Origin of the sequence: Arthrobacter sp. B1I2, assembly GCF_030816485.1 — a bacterium.
Taxonomy (GTDB): Bacteria; Actinomycetota; Actinomycetes; order Actinomycetales; family Micrococcaceae; genus Arthrobacter.
Window position 1 is genome coordinate 3,011,020 of sequence record NZ_JAUSYC010000001.1, and the last position, 15,250, is coordinate 3,026,269.

Here is a 15,250-nt window from a genome sequence, read left to right on the forward strand (position 1 = left end):
GTGTGTGCGGGGCGGCCCCCGGGAAGGGCCTGCCCCCATTGTTCCCCAGCCAGGGACGTGCTGGAAGGGACCTAAGTCCGCCGGTGTACGGCAGAAGGCGGGCGGTGTGGCGGCCGGGGCCTGGTGCTGATCCTGCTGATGACCTTCGGCCCTACCCCGGAAAGCGGTTCTGGTCCATTCTGGGACGACGCCCGCAGGAGGGAACGTGGGGAACAACAGCGAATGGAGCCGGCATGAGCGCCCCTGAACCGCATTCAAGGATCATTGTCGGTGTGGATGGATCTGACGCCTCCATCGCCGCGCTCCGGGTGGCCAGGGTCATGGCGGAGCCCCTGTCAGCGACGGTTGAGGCCTGGGCATGCTGGGACGTGCCCGCCGGATACGGAGTGTACCTTGCGGTAGGGATCGAGGGGTTTAAATATGCGGCCCACCAGGTGCTCCAGGAAACGCTGGCAGATGCTTTCGAGCAGTTGCCGCCGTTTGTGCATGCCCGGCTGGTGCGGGGCAAGCCCGGGCCGGTGCTGATCGATGCAAGCCGCACTGCCTCCCTGCTGATCGTGGGAAGGCGGGGACATGGCAGCTTTGCCCTTGGGTCGGTCAGTTCAGCGTGCGTGAGCCATGCGCACTGCCCTGTGCTGGTGGTGCACGCCCCGGAGGCGGGGGCCGGGGGTGGCGTTGCCCAGGCCCGGGCGTCTGTGGCGGGTTGACTGAATGACTCCGCCGCGCCGCCGTCGTACTAGTGGGCGCCGTCTTTGTGTCCGTGGTGGTGGGCGCCTTCTCCTACCAGTTCGTGAAGTCCTTCGACTGCCCGGGCAAGTGATAGCCCCGGGGCGTCAAGGATGAAAGGCATCAGGAGCCGGTTCTCCTTGTCCAGGTGCAGTGCGAAGATGTGCTGGATGGCACCCGCGGCCACTGCGGCAGAAACGCCGTCCGCTGTCCTGAGTTCCTCGACCAGGTCCACAATCACCTGATGCTCGGCCAGCATGCCGTCCACCAGCAGTTTGGCCTCGGGCATGGCGTGCGGGCCGCTGTAAAGGGGGCCCTCTTCCGCCAAGGCGTGCGGCACCAGCTCCTTGTCGCACCAGTCCAGCAGCGCAGCCTGCGTTTCCTGCCCGGCGGCTGGGTCCCGGGCCTCCACGGCCTCCGTCAGCACCCCAACCAGCGCGTTCAGTTGCCGCAGCATGTCTGCATGGTGCGCTTCAACCGCCTGCAGCGCCTCCGCCTCGGAGGAGGCGTCCTTACCGGTCCCGCTTACGGCGTTCATTCGATGTTGCCTTCCAGTTGGGTGGCCTGCCGCTTCGTGGTCCGCCAGGACCAGCGGAGGTCCTTGATGGCCCAATAGCCCGCGCCGTTCATAACGGCGAAACCTGCTATGCCCAGGGAAGGCGCCCGGATCACCAGGCCGAGGAGCAGGACGCAGACCCCTGCAGCGAAAAGGAGCAGTCCGCGCCTGAACCGGGTCCGACGGGACAGTGTGAAGGCATCCCTGCCAAGCAGGGCGGCGAGCCCGGGATCTTCCTCTTCCAGGCCGTCGCCGATCAGCTCGAGTTCGCGTTTTTCGAATTCAGAGAGTGGCACAATTGCACCCCGCTGTCCATTGTCTGCCGCTGCCGGACGTCAGGTACCCGGGTGGCCGCGCAGGACGGCCAACCTGTTCCGGTATTCCGTGACGTCGATCTCCCCACGCGCAAAACGCTCAGCCAGCACGTCCTCTGCCGGCCGGGGCGGCGGGGGCTGGGTGTGCGGGGAGGGCGCCCGCAGGGAACGGGCCAGCAGGACAATACCGGTGATGATTGCTCCCCAGACCATCACCATGCTGATGCTCATCAGGACATAGCCCCAAAGGCCCATGCCGTCGTTCCAGCCGTACACTTCCACGACCTCCGGTTTGGTGAAAGACGGACGCCAACCGTCCGCCTTCCCTCCCAGTATTGGATGCTGCGGGCGCCTGGGGGCAGAGCCATTGGTCCTGCTTCGGTCAACGTCTAAGCAGCGCATCGAGGGTGGCGAAGCCGTACCCGGCGGCCGTGATGCGGTCAATGACCTGCGGGAGGGCGTCGGCGTCGAGGGTGGTGCCGTCGTCGGGATTTGAGCCGATGTGCATGAGGACAATTTCGCCGGGCTGCAGCCCCACCTGGACGCGGTCGGCCACCGACTGGACGCTCGCGCCGCCACTGCTGCCTTTCCAGCCCAGGGTGTCCACGGTCCACCGCACAGCCACGTAGCCGAGGGTGTTGACCGCGGCAATGGTTCGGGCGTCCCGTTCGCCGTAGGGGAAACGGAACAGCGGCCTGGGATCGGCGCCCGCTGCCAGGATGGTCTGCTCGGCACCGCGCACCTGTTGGGCGATCAGGTCGTTGCTGAGTCCAGTGAATCCCGGATGCGTCATGGAGTGGTTTGCCACCCGGTGCCCGGCCGCTGCGATCTGTGCAACGCCCTGCGGGTTGTTTGCGGCCCAGTTGCCGGTCAGGAAGAAGGTGGCGCTGATCCCCCTGGCTGAAAGGGTGGACAGGATCCTGGGCAGTCCTGCCGCATTGGCTCCGGCATCGAAGGTGAGGGCAACCACCCGGCCCGACCCGGGGATGACGGTCACGTCCTGGCCGCGAAGGGATTCCGGAAACGAGGCCGGCTGCGGGGGAGTACCCGGTTCCTCCGGAGCCGTTGGCACGGCCGGGGGTTCCGGCACCTGGGGTTCAGGGACCGGCGGCACGGTGATGGGTGGCTCCACCGGAGACTGGCCTGCTTCGGGGGTGTCGGCCTCCTGCGGCTGCGACGCTTCAGGGCCCGCTGAGCTGGATGGGGCGATCGAGAAGGATGGCGAAGAGGGTAAGGCGGACGGCTGGGCCGACGGCGGACCACCCGTCAGTGCCGGAATCAACAGGGCCAGGGCGATGGCCAGGACCACCAGCGCGCCGGCGAGCGCTATGGCGAGCGTCCGCCGTCGTGCTTCACTGGCTGGCACTGCCATCACCCGCCCAAAAGGCTAATGTCCCTTGTCAACGCCCGTTCCGTCAGGAACCCGTGGACTTGTCGGTCCTGATCTCGGGGGTGTGGACCACCAGAACGGGGCAATGGGCGTGGGCCACGATCGCGGAGCTCACGGAGCCCAGGAGCAGACCGCCGAATCCGCCGTGCCCCCGGCGCCCCACCACAATCATGTCGGCGTTCCGGCTGGCATCGATCAGGGCCTCCCGTGGGTGGCTCCTGACCAGGGTTGGGGAGACGTTGGCGGGGGTTTCGGCTCCGAAGGCTTGTGCCACTGCCTCGTCCAGGATCTTTTTGGCGCCCTCCTCGAAGCCCTCGATGCCCATCATGACGTAGCCGGAGTACACCTGCGGGTACTCCCAACAGGCGACGGCCTGGACCTTGGCACCCAGGGGAGTGGCAAGCCGTTGCGCCTGGCGGAGTGCCTCCACGGACGCCTCCGATCCGTCGACGCCCACCACGATCCTGGCTATTGGTGCCCCGGCAATGCTCATGTCTGCTCCCTCATCGGACCCGCGTTGTCACGCTCATCATGCCTGCAGGCACAGGGGTGAACTAGGGCCGAAGGTCACGGCACGTCGACAGGCGGCGCGCCGGCCGGGCGAATGGCCTCCCCGGGCCACGCAGGCTCGGTGGACCCCTGGTCCAGCCGGAACGGCGGATATTCGTCCCGCATCAGCGCGGTGTACACCAGGACACGGTAGATCCAGCGGTCGATGCCGAGGATGAGATCGAACAGCGGGCGTTGGTAGCGGCCGCTGAACAGCAGGATCACTGCCGCGATCAGGACCAGCAGCCCCAGCAGGGACAGGCCTGCACTTTGTTCATAGGTTGCGCCGACGACGGTGTCGTCTGTGCGCCACCGCCATGTCGTGTTGGTGAACGCAGCCACCACGAGCAGGTGCGGGATCGCCAGGAGCCACCATTTCACCAGGACCAGCCCGCGGGAGAGCCGCTGCGGATAATCCACCTCAAAGTCGGCCGGGTAATTGGTGCGTTTGAGCGTAAAGGGCGGGTAGAGGTCAGTGCCGACGGCGGCGTAGGCATAAAACGCTACCCGCCAGTTCCACCGCAGGACGCCAACATTGAAGTCGAACAGTGCCCGCGGGTACCGGGCGGTGAACAGGATGGCGAAGCCCGCCACGATGGTGGTGATGGCAAACGCGAACCACAGGAAGAAGAGAAGGATGAAATGCGGTATGGCCAGGAACCACTTGACCAGCCACATCCAACGTGACAGGCCGGGATCAAGCTCGCCAAAGAGCCTTGCGGGGTAGCCCGGGCGGTCTTCGGCCGCCGCGGTGAACGGCCGGGGTGGGGGCGCCGCCCCCGGTGCTGCCGGTGCTGTCTGGGCTCCCGGCTGGTCCCAGGACGCCGGTGCGGCTCCCTGGCCTGCGGGGACCTGGAACTGCCCTGCCGGGGCTTGGCCTGCCGGGACCTGGAACTGCCCTGCCGGGGCTTGGCCTGCCGGGACCTGGAACTGCCCTGCCGGGACCTGTCCTGGACCGCCCATCCCGGGCCCGCCCATCCCCGGCCCGCCTGACGCCGGGCCGCCGGATGGATGCCGCGCATGCCGGCCCAGCCCCGCGGCGCCAAAGATGATGAGGGGAATGCCGATCACCAGCGCGATGAGCCCGCCCACCAGCAGGCCCGTGGCGGCCGGCCGGATCAGGTCCGAGCGGAAGCCGGCCTGCGCCTGGACATCCACGACGGAAGAAGCGTCGGCGTTCATCACCACCACTTCCCAAGCGCCGGGAGTGATGTTCCAGTTAAGCTCCTGCTCTCCCGGACCTGAAGCGGAGGCGGTCCAAAAGCGTTGGTCAGCCGGTGGTGATGCTGGGGTGCCTCCCGGTACGTCGCGGTATTCGGCGCGGAAAGGCCGCTGGCGGATGTTCAACAGTTCCGAGTGGTGCACTCCTGACAAATACTGTTCGACGTCGGCTTGCGGGCCGATGCCAATAAACACCGGCTTGTCCGGCGACACTGATTCAACGCGCAGTCGCAGGGTGCCGATATCGAAGGGAAGCCTGCCGGGAACATCATCGCCAATGGCATCGGCCCGCGGGGAGGTGAGGGCAAAGGAGCTGACGGAAAAACGCGACGTACCGGACGACAGGTATCCGTCCCCCTGGATCGATCCCACAGCTGACGCCACGGCTCCGCCCGCCAACGCAGCCAGGCCCGGAAGCGTTATCAGGATCCCGAGGACCAGCATGATGATGGCGGCGGACTTCTTCATGGTGTCGTACCTTCCGGTGGGCATTTGTGGAGGGCGGAGGAAGACCAGCAGGCGTTCCGGCCTAAATGGTGCCGTGGGCGGCGTCAGTCCGTGTGATGATCGTGGGGCACGGGAGGTGCTTCAGGACGCCGTGCGCGGTCGAACCGAGCAGGAGGCGCTTAAAGGCGCCCCTGCCGCGACTGCCCACAACAAGCAGCCTCGCCCCGGCGGCGGCGTCAACGAGGGCGTCCACCGCGCCTTTGTCGCTTTCGAGCCGCTGGTGCACGGTCAGGTCCGGGTAATCTTCCTTGAGTCCGGCGACGGTCTCAGAGAGCACAATGCGTTCCTCGTCCACCATGAGGTCCGCGAGCGCCCCCGGGACCAGGCCGGCGTCAACAATGGGGTCGGGCACATTCACGGCATAGACAACCGTGAGTTCGTCTCCGTCGCGGTCTGCTTCAGCGGCGGCAAAGGCCACGGCCTGCGTTGCCTCGGCGGATCCGTCCACGCCCACCACCACTCCTGACCTTCCTTCCAGGTCGTGGGTTCCGACGACGGCGACAGGGACTTTGGCGGCGGTGGCGACCTGGAGTGCGCGGTCGGCGAGGGCACCGCCGAGGTGGCCGCTGCCGGAACCAATGACCATCATCGAGGTCCTCTTGGAGTACTTGGCCAGGGCCCCGCCTACGCTTCCGGTGAGCAGTTCCGTGTCCGGCGTCACCGGCACGGTACCTTCGAGCCGGCCGGCGGCGGTCTTGAGGAGTTCCTCACCGACCTGCTGGAGTGTTCCGAACCAGGGATAGGGTTCGGCAACCCACCGGTCATCGACGACGTGGACGATCACCAGCGGGAGGCCAAAGCGGTGGGCGCGGCGCGCCGCCCACAGGACCGCGGCCTGGCTTTGCGCTGAATCGTTGGTGCCCACAGCGATGGGTTTTTGGGATGTCATGGCCGCACTTCCTGCCCGTCTTGAATGGTCTTCCTGCTTTTCAAGACTGGCCCCGCCGTTACCGGCACTCTAGGGCCAAAAGTCACGGAAGCGCTGTTCAGGCCGCCCTGTGCCGCGTCAGCGGTCCAGGTGCGCTGGCTCCGGACCAGCGCCCGCTTCCCACCCCGGTCCAAAATGCTGTTCACAGGCAATACAGTTCCTCAGTATGCTTACTATTGTCCGCCTACGGTCACTGCGAAAGGCATCATCATGACTGAACAGAACCTCCCCGACAATGAGCTGGAAGTTGTGCAGGAAGACGACGTCCTTCTCGACGAAACTCCCGGCGCGGCGTCGTCCCTGGAGCTGGACCCTGTGAACGGGGAACCGGACAGCTACCCAGGGGCTGCCGAGAACAATCCGGACCGCTGGCAGGAGGACCCGTTGCTGCAGGACGAAGCAGTCTCGGGCGAAGAGGAGGACTTCCTGAGCGACCAGACGCTGCGGGACGAAAGCGCGCAGGCACGGTACCGCTCCGGCGATGAGCAGGTGCCGCCGGACACCCCCACCCTTGGGGAAGCAGCAGCCGACGTCGATTTCGGCGAAAACCCCACCGGCCTCGAGGCGGACGCCAGCGACGACGAGGAAAACTTCGGCGGCTCACCGCTCAGCGAGTTCGAGCCTGACGACCTGGAACGCTAGCAACCTCGCGGGCCGGGCCCATCAGGCCCGGCCGGCAGGGGAGGAAATCCATGCAATCCAAAGAACTGCTGCTGGAGGCCTTCAATCGCCTGCCGGATCTGGTCCGGCAGGTACTGGAAGGGCTCGACGAGGCACACCTGCAGCGACGTCCTGCCGGCAACGGCAACTCCATCGCCTGGCTGGTCTGGCACACGGGGAGGGTGGAAGATGCGCAGGTTGCCTCCGCATCGGGGTTGGAACAGGTCTGGACGGCGGAAGGATTCGTGTCCCGCTTCGGCCTCCCCCTGGCGGACAGGGACACGGGCTATGGCCACTCCAGCGAGCAGGTGGACGCCGTCCGGGCACCCCGGGAACTCCTGCTGGAGTACTACGAGGCCGTCCACCGCCAGAGTGCCAAAGTCCTCGAAGGAATAGGGGATTCGGACCTGGACCGGGTCGTCGACAGGCACTGGGATCCGCCCGTAACCCTGGGAGTGCGGCTGGTCAGCATCCTGGGTGACTGCCTCCAGCACCTTGGCCAGGCCGCCTACGCCAAGGGGCTTCATGCCGGGATGGCAGACACCGGCGGTGCGTGAACTCGTGGTGCTGGGCACCGCATCCCAGGTTCCCACCCGGTCCCGGAACCATAACGGCTACTTCCTGCGCTGGGACGGCGAAGGGTTACTTTTCGATCCCGGCGAGGGCACCCAGCGCCAAATGATCCACGCCGGAGTCGCAGCAAGCCGCATCACCAGGATCTGCCTTACGCATGTGCACGGGGACCACTGTTACGGCCTTCCCGGAGTCCTCTCCCGCATGGCACTGGACGGCGTGCAGCATCCGGTCCACCTGCATTATCCGGCGTCCGGAGGCGATGTGGTCCGCGCACTGGTGGCTGTCAGTTCGCCTGGTATCGACTTGAGGCTGCACCCGCACGGCAGCGGCGGCCCCATCGCCGAGGGCCTGGATGTGCGCCCCCTGAAACACCGCATCGAAACGTACGGCTACCTGCTTACCGAGCCCGACGGCCGCACTTTCCTGCCGGAGCGACTGCGGGCGGCAGGAATCCGAGGGCCCGATGTCGGCCGGCTGCAGCGCGAAGGCGTCCTCGGGGCGGCCAGGCTGGAAGAGGTGAGCATTCCCAGGCCGGGCCAGCGTTTTGCCATCATCATGGACACCGCACCGTGCGCCGGTGCCGAAGAACTGGCAGCCGGCACCGATCTGCTGGTCACCGAATCAACATTCAGTGACGACGACGGCGGGCTGGCGCAGCAGTACCTGCACCTGACCGCCGGGCAGGCCGGGGAACTTGCGGCGTCCGGAAAGACCCGAACCCTCGTGCTCACCCACTTCTCATCACGGTACGGCGACGACGTTTCCCTGCTCGCGCTGCAGGCGCGGGCCAGGGCTCCGGAAACCACGGTCATCGCCGCCGAGGACCTGCAGCGCATTGCCGTTCCACGCCGCCGGCATCCGGTGCGGGAAACATCAGGCGAAACTACAGCGATAGGGTTAAACCATGACGGCAGCAGCTGAATCCACGGTCAATTTCGACGGCCGGTTCGCGCGGGAACTGGCGGAACTCGCTGTTCCCTGGCAGGCCGAGGAAGCCCCCAGCCCCGAACTCCTGGTCCTGAACGAGAAGCTCGCATACGACCTGGGCCTTGATCCGCAGTACCTGCGCAGTCCCGAAGGGGTGCGGCTCCTGGTGGGTAACCACGTCCCCGAAGGCGCCACCCCTGTGGCGCAGGCATACGCAGGCCACCAGTTTGGCGGCTACTCGCCGCTGCTCGGCGACGGACGTGCCCTGCTGCTCGGCGAGGTTACGGACCAAAGCGGCCGCCTCCTCGACGTCCATCTTAAAGGCTCGGGACGCACGCCTTTCGCCCGCGCAGGGGACGGCCGCGCCGTCGTCGGACCCATGCTGCGCGAGTACCTGGTCAGTGAGGCCATGCACGCCCTGCACATTCCCACCACCCGCTCGCTCGCCGTCGTGGCAACCGGACGGCAGGTCCGCCGGGATGGCATGCTGCCCGGCGCCGTGCTGACACGGGTGGCTGGCAGCCACCTGCGCGTTGGCAGCTTCCAGTACGCTCGGGCCACGGAAAACATGGACCTCCTGAAGCGGTTGGCGGACCACGCCATCAGCCGGCACTATCCGCACGCCGCCGAAGCCGAAAATCCGTACCTGGCCCTCTTCGGTTCCGTCGTCTCCGCCCAGGCCGCGCTGGTGGCACGCTGGATGCTGGTGGGGTTTGTGCACGGGGTCATGAATACGGACAACATGACCATTTCAGGGGAAACAATCGACTACGGCCCCTGCGCGTTCATGGATGCGTTCAATCCCGCCGCCGTCTACAGCTCCATCGATGTCAGCGGACGGTACGCCTACGCCAACCAGCCGGTGCTTGCCGAATGGAACCTTGCCCGGCTCGCGGAGGCGATGCTGCCGCTCATCGACGCGGACCAGGAGAAGGCGGTTGCCCCCGCGGTGGAGGTGCTGGGACAGTTCCGCGGACAATACAGCAGGGCATGGTCCAGCGGCATGAAAACCAAGCTCGGCCTGGTAATCAATGCGGAAAGTAACGACGCCGCCGCGTCCGGCCTGGTGGACGATGCCATCGCCATTCTGAAGGACGGCCCGGTGGACTACACCTTGTTCTTCCGGAACCTCGGCAAGGCGGCCCGGGGCGACCTCCGCCCCGTGCGCGGTATGGTTCTTGACCTGGCCGCATTCGACGCCTGGGCTGAGCGGTGGCAGGCCATGAAACCCGACGCGGTGCTGATGGACAGCGTTAATCCGGCCTATATCCCCCGCAACCACCTCCTGGAGGAGGCACTGTCCGCAGCCACTGAAGGAAATCTGGCTCCTGTGCAGCAGCTGCTGGAGGCGGTCGGGGAGCCCTTTACCGAGCGGCCGGGGCTGGAGCGCTACGCGGAAGGCGCCCCCGAAGATTTCGGCAACTACATGACTTTCTGCGGGACCTGACGGCTTCCGGCCTCCGGGTGACAGAACGACAGGAGGGCGGCGGCCGGGATACCCGGCTGCCGCCCTCCTGTTTGAAGCCAGCTTCGCTGTGGCGAAGCGTCGCGAAGACTAGGCCACGCGAACCGCGGAGTAGCCGCCGAGCCAGCTGATGGAGTGAACCTCCGTGCTGTAGCCGTTGACGCCGCCGCTGACAACCTTGCCGTCGCCGGCGTAAACGCCCACGTGGCCGGAGGTGATGATCAGGTCGCCGGGGGCGGGAGCGCCGACGACTGCTCCGTACTGGAAGAACTGGGTGGGGGCAAGGTCGCCGACGCTCTTGCCGACGGAGCGCAGTGCCTTCTCAACCATGGCGGTGCAGTCCTGGTTCACGCCGACCTGGCCGTAAGCGGATGCCAGGATGGCGGCACCGGTGCCCGTGCCGGTGGCGGCTGCCACCGGGGTGGCGGAAGCGTAGGACATGTTCATGCCGGTGTTTGCCGGCGCGGTGGCGGCTGCAGCCTGGACAGGTGCAGCTGCAGGGGCCGGTGCCGGCGCTGCTGCCGGTGCCGCCGTGTAGCCTGCGCCCGGGATCTGGATCTGGTCGCCGGGGAAGATCACCGAGGACAGTCCCAGGCCATTGGCGGACAGGACGTCGTTGAGGCTGACGCCGTGGGCAGCCGCGATGGCGCCGAGGGTGTCACCGGAAACGACGGTGTGGATGTTGCCTGCTGCCGCTGCGGGGGCTGCTGCCGGGGCGGCAGGTGCGGAGTATGCCTGGACGCTGGTGTTCTCAGTGGTGTCCGGACCGGTTACACCGGCGTGGGCCGGGGCGCCGACGCCAAAGGCAATGCCGGACGCTGCAGCAACGGCGAGCGCCGGGCGGCCCAGCGACCGGGCCTGGGACTTGGCTGTTGCGGCGAGGCCCTCGAGCACAATGGAGCGGGCCGGAGTCGCGCGGTGACGGGCAGAAATGGAAATTTTTGACACGGTTGATCGCCTCTCCCATGCCTGCGGGGTGAGCTGTCGGGTTCGGGCTGGAGATACCCGGCCGGAAGCGGCTCCGCGAAGAATGGAAGCGCTAACGACTTAACCCCAAGGCCACAAGTGGCCGTGGAAACTTGGTTCCCCCGTCCCTGCCAGCTGGAAAGCGGTTGAATCCCATGATCAGTGGCAGGGCTCGGCATACTGATGGGAATGTCCCGACTGAGAGGGACACCAGAAGACAATAACCCACCTGCACTGCCATTGTCACATTTGGATAACATACGAGCTTCGCCTCTCAATTCCGCAAACGTCTGGATGTAACGGTAATTCCCAGGACGACCTCGGGTGATGGGCAAAGAACCCGGCAACGGTAACAACGCGGACACGGCCGCCTCCTTCAGCCTCGAATCCGAAGGTACGCTCCAGGCACATTGCCCCTGTTCGTGACCAACCGGGGCATCTTTGGTCAGGGGCCCGATGGTATTGGCTGACGCGCTAGGCTGTCCCCATGCCAGATTTCGACCGGTTCCGTGCGCTGCTCGAAGAGGAGCGGGCGCGACGGGCGGCACTGTTGCCGGCCCTGCGGGCCGACATCGACGCAGCGAATTCGGCCCGCCAGGACTCCAATGTCGACGACGAACACGATCCGGAAGGCGCCACGATCGCCTTCGAACTCTCGCAGGCGTCGGCGCTCCTGCAGCAAAGTTCGGCCGGGCTGGACCAGATTGAGGCGGCGCTGGCACGGCTGGCCGGTGGAACCTATGGATCCTGCGCCGTGTGCGGGGAACCCATCGCCGAGGGCAGGCTGGAAGCGCGGCCGTGGACGCCGTTTTGTATCCATCACGCCTCCTCGGGGCGTGCGCGGTGACGGATACGGCGGACGTCGTGTCCGCCGCAGCGGATTTCGTTGACCGGACCCTTCAGAATGAGGGCGCCTGGTACCGGGCGGACGACGTCGGAAACCGGCTGGGCGGCGCGCTGGCCTCTTATGGTTCCTCCGTGGGCGCCGTTCGCGGAACGGTACGCGACGTCCTGCGCAAGTTCAAGGACCTGGACCGCGACGGAACCGTCATGCTGGCCTCCGCCCTGTGGGGACAGCCGAGGCCAGGCTCCCGTCCTGTTTTCGAGCGCCGGCTGGCTGCCGTGGTGCTGCTGCAGTCCCGGGTACGGCTGCTCCAACACTCGGACCTGACCCGTTTGGAAGGCTTCCTCCGCACAGCCCAGGCAGCGGATCTGACCGACCCCCTGCTCACCGATGTCCTGGTGCCCCTGCTGGCGGGGATGGGGGAGCGTGAGCGGCGGCGGGCCGGCATTGTGCTGGCACGGTGGCGGCAGGACCCGGACCCCCAGCTGCAGGCGGCGGCTGTTGCCCTTACGAAGGAATTGACCCCGTAAAACGGACCAAGCAAGGAGACCCACATGAACGAGCCGTTTGATCTTGAGCGCTTTGTTGCCGCCCAAAACACAGGCGGAACCTATGAGCAGGCGTTGGGGGAGCTGCAGGTCGGCAGGAAGGCCGGGCACTGGATGTGGTTCATCTTCCCGCAGGTCGCCGGGCTGGGACGGAGTGCCATGTCGCGTAAGTACGCCATCTCCTCACTGGCTGAAGCCCGGGCCTACCTGGACCACGACGTGCTGGGCCCGCGGCTGCTGGAGTGCGCGGTGGTCCTTGCAAACCACGCCGACCAGTCGGCCGAGGACATTTTTGGCGGCATCGACGCAAAGAAACTCCGCTCCTGCATGACACTGTTTCTCCGGGCGGCACCCGGAGAAACAGTGTTCAAGACAGTCCTGGCCCAGTTCTTTAACGGCGAGCCCGACCCTGCCACCGACGAACTCCTGGCGGGCCAGGATGAAGCGGGCTGACCTCCGGGCGCGCCGGGGGCCAGCCGCTTGCCGCGTGGGGACAGCTAGGGCGTAGGGCTGCCGCCGTTGACGTTCAGCGTTTCGCCCACCACGTAGCTTGACTCCGGGGACGCCAGGAAGACGTAGGCGGGGGCCAGTTCGGCGGGCTGGCCTGCCCGGCCCAGCGGGGTGGACTGGCCGAACTCCGGCAGTTGCTCCTTTGGCTGGCCGCTGCTGACCTGCAAGGGCGTCCAAATGGGGCCGGGAGCCACGGCGTTCACCCGGATACCCTTGGGCGCCAGCTGCTGGGCCAGGCCCTTGGTGAAGTTGTTGATGCTGGCCTTGGTGGTGGCGTAGTCCACCAGGGTGGGGGACGGGTTGTAGGCCTGGATGGACGTGGTGTTAATGATGGTCGAGCCCGGGGGCATATGCGGCACGGCGGCCTTGGTCACCCAGAACATCGCGTAGACGTTCGTCTTCAGGGTGTGGTCGAACTGCTCGTCGGTGATGTCCTGCAGGTCTTCCTGGGCCACCTGTTTCCCGGCGTTGTTGACCAGGATGTCCACTCCGCCCAGGACGGCAACCGCCGTGTCCACCAGGTCCCGGCATACTGCGGAGTCCTTGAGGTCACCCGGCACCTTGACCGCCTTGCGGCCTGCCGCTTCAATGATCCCGGCGATGCGCGAGGCGTCCTCTTCTTCCTGCGGCAGGTAGGAAAGGACGACGTCGGCGCCTTCCCTTGCAAAGGCAATCGCCGTTGCAGCTCCAATGCCGGAGTCCGCACCGGTGACAATCGCCCGGCGGCCTTCCAGCCTGCCGGTGCCGCGGTAGGTTTCTTCGCCCAGGTCAGCCTTGGGCTCCAGTTCGGCGTCAAGCCCCGGCTCGGGCTGGTGCTGTTTGGGCGGGGAAATCTGTTCGTAGGCAGTCACGGGATTACGGAAGGTGTACTGGTCAGTCATGGTGGTCCTCCTGTTCGTGCGGACACGGGCTGGTTCGTCGCCCCGGATAGTGAAGCAAACTGCGATCGCGCCAATTAGGGCAGTAAAGCCATATTTACAGCAAAAAGGTAAGCATGCTTACGGTTATTAGCCTAGGCAATGACTGCGAGTTCTGCCAAGCGCCTGGCGGGGTCAGTCGCGGTGGACCTCAACCAGCCTGACCTCCGCGAGCCGGCCGGCGTCGACCACCGCCTCCATGAAGGTGCACGCCGGCTTGCGGCGCCGGTCCGTGGGGGACCCCGGGTTCAGCAGCCGCAGCCCGTTCGGCGTCACCGTGTCCCAGGGGATATGGCTGTGACCGAACACCAGGACATCGGCGTCGGGGTACATCACGTCGCACCGCAGTTCGCGGCCCTTGGCCTGCCCGGTCTCGTGGACCATGGCAAAGCGCACACCGTCAAGGGCCACCGTGGCCGTTTCGGGCAGGCGCCGGCGCAGTTCCGGGCTGTCATTGTTGCCGTGGACGCCCAGGAGCCGCTTGCTCCGGCGCTCGAATTCGTCCAGCAGTCCCGCCTCCACCCAGTCGCCGGCGTGGAACACCACGTCGGCATCGTCGACGGCGCGCCACACCTGGGCGGGCAGGCTCCCGGCGCGTTTGGGCACGTGGGTATCGGCAACCAGGACAAGGTTCAAGGGCATACCGGGCATCCTGCCATAGGGCCCTGTTCCGGTGTAGCCGTGGGCCGTAATCTGGGGGCTCGGAGGTGATTGCCATGGAGGCAGCCCAAGGCGACCGGATCGTCGTACGCGGCAGGACCGTGGGGTCTTCGGACCGGCACGGCGTGATTCTGGAAGTTCGCGGCCAGGGCGGAAGCCCGCCCTACCTTGTCCGCTTCGACGACGGGCACGAAACCGTCATGTATCCCGGCGGTGATTTCGCCGTCGACCACGGACCCAGGACCTGACGGCCCGGCGGGAATGCCCCCCGCCGCTTCACCTGCCGGCGCTTCACCTGTCAGACTGGGGCAATGGATTTCTTTCCGTCCGCCAGCACGTCCTCCACTCCGCCGCCACGCACCGGTCCCCGGGACCCGGGCGACGCCTGGGTGGAAGGGGAGCGCGGCCGGTACTGGGGCAGGTTCGGCGCGGCCGGCGTCCTGGCCTACGACCCCGCCAAGGGCGTGCTGCTGCAGCACCGCGCCGTGTGGAGCCACAACGGCGGAACGTGGGGGCTGCCCGGCGGGGCACTCCATGAGGGCGAGGAACCAATTGACGGCGCGCTCCGCGAAGCCCACGAGGAGGCTGCCGTCCCGCCGGAAAGCGTGGAAGTGCTGTTCACCTCGGTCCTGGACCACGGCTACTGGTCCTACACCACCGTGGTAGTGCGCGTGCGCGAATCCTTCGAGCCTGTCATCAGCGATCCTGAAAGCATCGCGCTGCTCTGGATTCCGGTGGCTGAGGTGGACTCCCTGGAGCTCCACCCGGGGTTCGCGGCATCCTGGCCGGACCTGGTGGCACGGCTGGACACCGACGAGCCCTGGTAAGCCGGCCCTTGTTTTGAACTGCTCCCTGAAAAGTGGACTGAAGAATCAGTTCGTACTTCCGGGGAGCAGTTCCATGCAGGACAGCAGCCAGTGCGCGTCGCAATTCAAGGTATGTCCGGCGCGGAATTAGGTACCCCCTACTGGTGCTGCCGGCATGTG

General features: G+C 66.5%; 20 protein-coding genes and 1 riboswitch. Of the genes, 10 read left to right on the plus strand and 10 right to left on the minus strand.

Translation table 11 applies throughout. The annotated features are described in order from the left end of the window. Positions 1 to 233 precede the first annotated feature (233 nt). Positions 234 to 707 carry a universal stress protein gene (locus QFZ57_RS14040; RefSeq protein ID WP_306900663.1) on the plus strand — a complete coding sequence of 158 codons (474 nt, stop codon included), beginning with the start codon at positions 234 to 236 and terminating at the stop codon, positions 705 to 707. A 29-nt stretch (positions 708 to 736) separates the two neighbouring features. Here QFZ57_RS14040 and QFZ57_RS14045 read toward each other — a convergent pair whose 3' ends face one another. From QFZ57_RS14045 to QFZ57_RS14075, 7 genes are all read right to left on the minus strand, one after another. Further along, the gene (locus QFZ57_RS14045; protein WP_306630980.1) at positions 737 to 1,264 is read right to left on the minus strand and encodes a hemerythrin domain-containing protein; all 528 of its coding nucleotides are present in this window, start codon (positions 1,262 to 1,264) and stop codon (positions 737 to 739) included. Next, positions 1,261 to 1,578: a DUF3040 domain-containing protein gene (locus QFZ57_RS14050; RefSeq protein WP_306630981.1), complete on the minus strand. Its 318-nt coding sequence runs from the start codon at positions 1,576 to 1,578 to the stop codon at positions 1,261 to 1,263. Before QFZ57_RS14050 ends, QFZ57_RS14045 begins: the two co-directional genes overlap by 4 nt. A 39-nt stretch (positions 1,579 to 1,617) precedes the next feature. Further along, a complete protein-coding gene (locus tag QFZ57_RS14055) occupies positions 1,618 to 1,878 on the minus strand; it encodes an SHOCT domain-containing protein (RefSeq protein WP_306630982.1) in 261 nt (86 codons plus the stop codon). A gap of 100 nt (positions 1,879 to 1,978) precedes the next feature. Next, positions 1,979 to 2,968, minus strand: a complete 990-nt coding sequence (locus tag QFZ57_RS14060) for a polysaccharide deacetylase family protein (RefSeq protein WP_306900664.1) — start codon at positions 2,966 to 2,968, stop codon at positions 1,979 to 1,981. Between the two features lie 43 nt (positions 2,969 to 3,011). After that, positions 3,012 to 3,479, minus strand: a complete 468-nt coding sequence (locus tag QFZ57_RS14065) for a universal stress protein (RefSeq protein WP_306630984.1) — start codon at positions 3,477 to 3,479, stop codon at positions 3,012 to 3,014. A gap of 74 nt (positions 3,480 to 3,553) precedes the next feature. After that, positions 3,554 to 5,224 carry a DUF4389 domain-containing protein gene (locus tag QFZ57_RS14070; protein ID WP_306630985.1) on the minus strand — a complete coding sequence of 557 codons (1,671 nt, stop codon included), beginning with the start codon at positions 5,222 to 5,224 and terminating at the stop codon, positions 3,554 to 3,556. Positions 5,225 to 5,285: 61 nt separating this feature from the next. Beyond that, on the minus strand, positions 5,286 to 6,152 hold the full coding sequence (locus QFZ57_RS14075) for a universal stress protein (RefSeq protein ID WP_306630986.1): 867 nt from the start codon (positions 6,150 to 6,152) through the stop codon (positions 5,286 to 5,288). A gap of 249 nt (positions 6,153 to 6,401) precedes the next feature. On the opposite strand from QFZ57_RS14075, the gene QFZ57_RS14080 reads away from it, so the two are divergent. Genes QFZ57_RS14080 through QFZ57_RS14095 form a run of 4 tightly spaced genes read left to right on the plus strand, consistent with a single transcriptional unit; the run spans position 6,402 to position 9,801 of the window. After that, entirely contained in the window at positions 6,402 to 6,833 is a 432-nt protein-coding gene (locus QFZ57_RS14080; RefSeq protein WP_306630987.1) for a hypothetical protein, read from the plus strand. A 50-nt stretch (positions 6,834 to 6,883) separates the two neighbouring features. After that, positions 6,884 to 7,408, plus strand: coding sequence for a mycothiol transferase (locus QFZ57_RS14085; protein ID WP_306900665.1), 525 nt, complete (start codon positions 6,884 to 6,886; stop codon positions 7,406 to 7,408). Further along, positions 7,401 to 8,348: a ribonuclease Z gene (locus QFZ57_RS14090; protein ID WP_306901585.1), complete on the plus strand. Its 948-nt coding sequence runs from the start codon at positions 7,401 to 7,403 to the stop codon at positions 8,346 to 8,348. Before QFZ57_RS14085 ends, QFZ57_RS14090 begins: the two co-directional genes overlap by 8 nt. After that, complete coding sequence (locus QFZ57_RS14095) at positions 8,332 to 9,801, plus strand: protein adenylyltransferase SelO (protein WP_306900667.1); 1,470 nt, start codon at positions 8,332 to 8,334, stop codon at positions 9,799 to 9,801. The genes QFZ57_RS14090 and QFZ57_RS14095 overlap by 17 nt, the downstream gene beginning before the upstream one ends. Before the next feature lie 108 nt (positions 9,802 to 9,909). Here QFZ57_RS14095 and QFZ57_RS14100 read toward each other — a convergent pair whose 3' ends face one another. Next, complete coding sequence (locus tag QFZ57_RS14100) at positions 9,910 to 10,767, minus strand: LysM peptidoglycan-binding domain-containing protein (RefSeq protein ID WP_306900668.1); 858 nt, start codon at positions 10,765 to 10,767, stop codon at positions 9,910 to 9,912. 3 nt (positions 10,768 to 10,770) lie between these two features. Then, a riboswitch (cyclic di-AMP (ydaO/yuaA leader) is annotated at positions 10,771 to 10,943 on the minus strand. Between the two features lie 329 nt (positions 10,944 to 11,272). Here QFZ57_RS14100 and QFZ57_RS14105 point away from each other — a divergent pair. The 3 genes from QFZ57_RS14105 to QFZ57_RS14115 are packed head-to-tail and all read left to right on the plus strand — an operon-like array spanning position 11,273 to position 12,630. Then, positions 11,273 to 11,632, plus strand: a complete 360-nt coding sequence (locus tag QFZ57_RS14105; protein WP_306630991.1) for a TraR/DksA family transcriptional regulator — start codon at positions 11,273 to 11,275, stop codon at positions 11,630 to 11,632. Further along, a complete protein-coding gene (locus QFZ57_RS14110; RefSeq protein WP_306900669.1) occupies positions 11,629 to 12,159 on the plus strand; it encodes a DNA alkylation repair protein in 531 nt (176 codons plus the stop codon). The genes QFZ57_RS14105 and QFZ57_RS14110 overlap by 4 nt, the downstream gene beginning before the upstream one ends. 24 nt (positions 12,160 to 12,183) lie before the next feature. Next, positions 12,184 to 12,630, plus strand: coding sequence for a DUF1810 domain-containing protein (locus QFZ57_RS14115; protein ID WP_306630993.1), 447 nt, complete (start codon positions 12,184 to 12,186; stop codon positions 12,628 to 12,630). Positions 12,631 to 12,674: 44 nt separating this feature from the next. On the opposite strand, the gene QFZ57_RS14120 is transcribed toward QFZ57_RS14115, so the two are convergent. Both QFZ57_RS14120 and QFZ57_RS14125 read right to left on the minus strand, forming a co-directional pair. Continuing rightward, entirely contained in the window at positions 12,675 to 13,568 is an 894-nt protein-coding gene (locus QFZ57_RS14120) for a glucose 1-dehydrogenase (protein WP_306900670.1), read from the minus strand. A 171-nt stretch (positions 13,569 to 13,739) separates the two neighbouring features. Then, positions 13,740 to 14,246, minus strand: coding sequence for a metallophosphoesterase family protein (locus tag QFZ57_RS14125; protein WP_306900671.1), 507 nt, complete (start codon positions 14,244 to 14,246; stop codon positions 13,740 to 13,742). 74 nt (positions 14,247 to 14,320) lie between these two features. Between QFZ57_RS14125 and QFZ57_RS14130 the strand changes: the two genes are divergently transcribed. Next, complete coding sequence (locus tag QFZ57_RS14130) at positions 14,321 to 14,512, plus strand: DUF1918 domain-containing protein (protein ID WP_306900672.1); 192 nt, start codon at positions 14,321 to 14,323, stop codon at positions 14,510 to 14,512. A gap of 63 nt (positions 14,513 to 14,575) precedes the next feature. Next, the gene (locus tag QFZ57_RS14135) at positions 14,576 to 15,091 is read left to right on the plus strand and encodes an NUDIX domain-containing protein (protein ID WP_306630997.1); all 516 of its coding nucleotides are present in this window, start codon (positions 14,576 to 14,578) and stop codon (positions 15,089 to 15,091) included. Positions 15,092 to 15,250: the final 159 nt, after the last annotated feature.

What these genes read in the sequence shown, in the direction of transcription:
- QFZ57_RS14075 (WP_306630986.1), bottom strand. Translation starts at nt 6,152, where the DNA reads ATGACATCCCAAAAACCCATCGCTGTGGGCACCAACGATTCAGCGCAA.
- QFZ57_RS14065 (WP_306630984.1), bottom strand. Translation starts at nt 3,479, where the DNA reads ATGAGCATTGCCGGGGCACCAATAGCCAGGATCGTGGTGGGCGTCGAC.
- QFZ57_RS14130 (WP_306900672.1), top strand. Translation starts at nt 14,321, where the DNA reads ATGGAGGCAGCCCAAGGCGACCGGATCGTCGTACGCGGCAGGACCGTG.
- QFZ57_RS14040 (WP_306900663.1), top strand. Translation starts at nt 234, where the DNA reads ATGAGCGCCCCTGAACCGCATTCAAGGATCATTGTCGGTGTGGATGGA.
- QFZ57_RS14045 (WP_306630980.1), bottom strand. Translation starts at nt 1,264, where the DNA reads ATGAACGCCGTAAGCGGGACCGGTAAGGACGCCTCCTCCGAGGCGGAG.
- QFZ57_RS14060 (WP_306900664.1), bottom strand. Translation starts at nt 2,968, where the DNA reads ATGGCAGTGCCAGCCAGTGAAGCACGACGGCGGACGCTCGCCATAGCG.
- QFZ57_RS14135 (WP_306630997.1), top strand. Translation starts at nt 14,576, where the DNA reads ATGGATTTCTTTCCGTCCGCCAGCACGTCCTCCACTCCGCCGCCACGC.
- QFZ57_RS14095 (WP_306900667.1), top strand. Translation starts at nt 8,332, where the DNA reads ATGACGGCAGCAGCTGAATCCACGGTCAATTTCGACGGCCGGTTCGCG.
- QFZ57_RS14120 (WP_306900670.1), bottom strand. Translation starts at nt 13,568, where the DNA reads ATGACTGACCAGTACACCTTCCGTAATCCCGTGACTGCCTACGAACAG.
- QFZ57_RS14125 (WP_306900671.1), bottom strand. Translation starts at nt 14,246, where the DNA reads ATGCCCTTGAACCTTGTCCTGGTTGCCGATACCCACGTGCCCAAACGC.
- QFZ57_RS14115 (WP_306630993.1), top strand. Translation starts at nt 12,184, where the DNA reads ATGAACGAGCCGTTTGATCTTGAGCGCTTTGTTGCCGCCCAAAACACA.
- QFZ57_RS14105 (WP_306630991.1), top strand. Translation starts at nt 11,273, where the DNA reads ATGCCAGATTTCGACCGGTTCCGTGCGCTGCTCGAAGAGGAGCGGGCG.
- QFZ57_RS14085 (WP_306900665.1), top strand. Translation starts at nt 6,884, where the DNA reads ATGCAATCCAAAGAACTGCTGCTGGAGGCCTTCAATCGCCTGCCGGAT.
- QFZ57_RS14070 (WP_306630985.1), bottom strand. Translation starts at nt 5,224, where the DNA reads ATGAAGAAGTCCGCCGCCATCATCATGCTGGTCCTCGGGATCCTGATA.
- QFZ57_RS14080 (WP_306630987.1), top strand. Translation starts at nt 6,402, where the DNA reads ATGACTGAACAGAACCTCCCCGACAATGAGCTGGAAGTTGTGCAGGAA.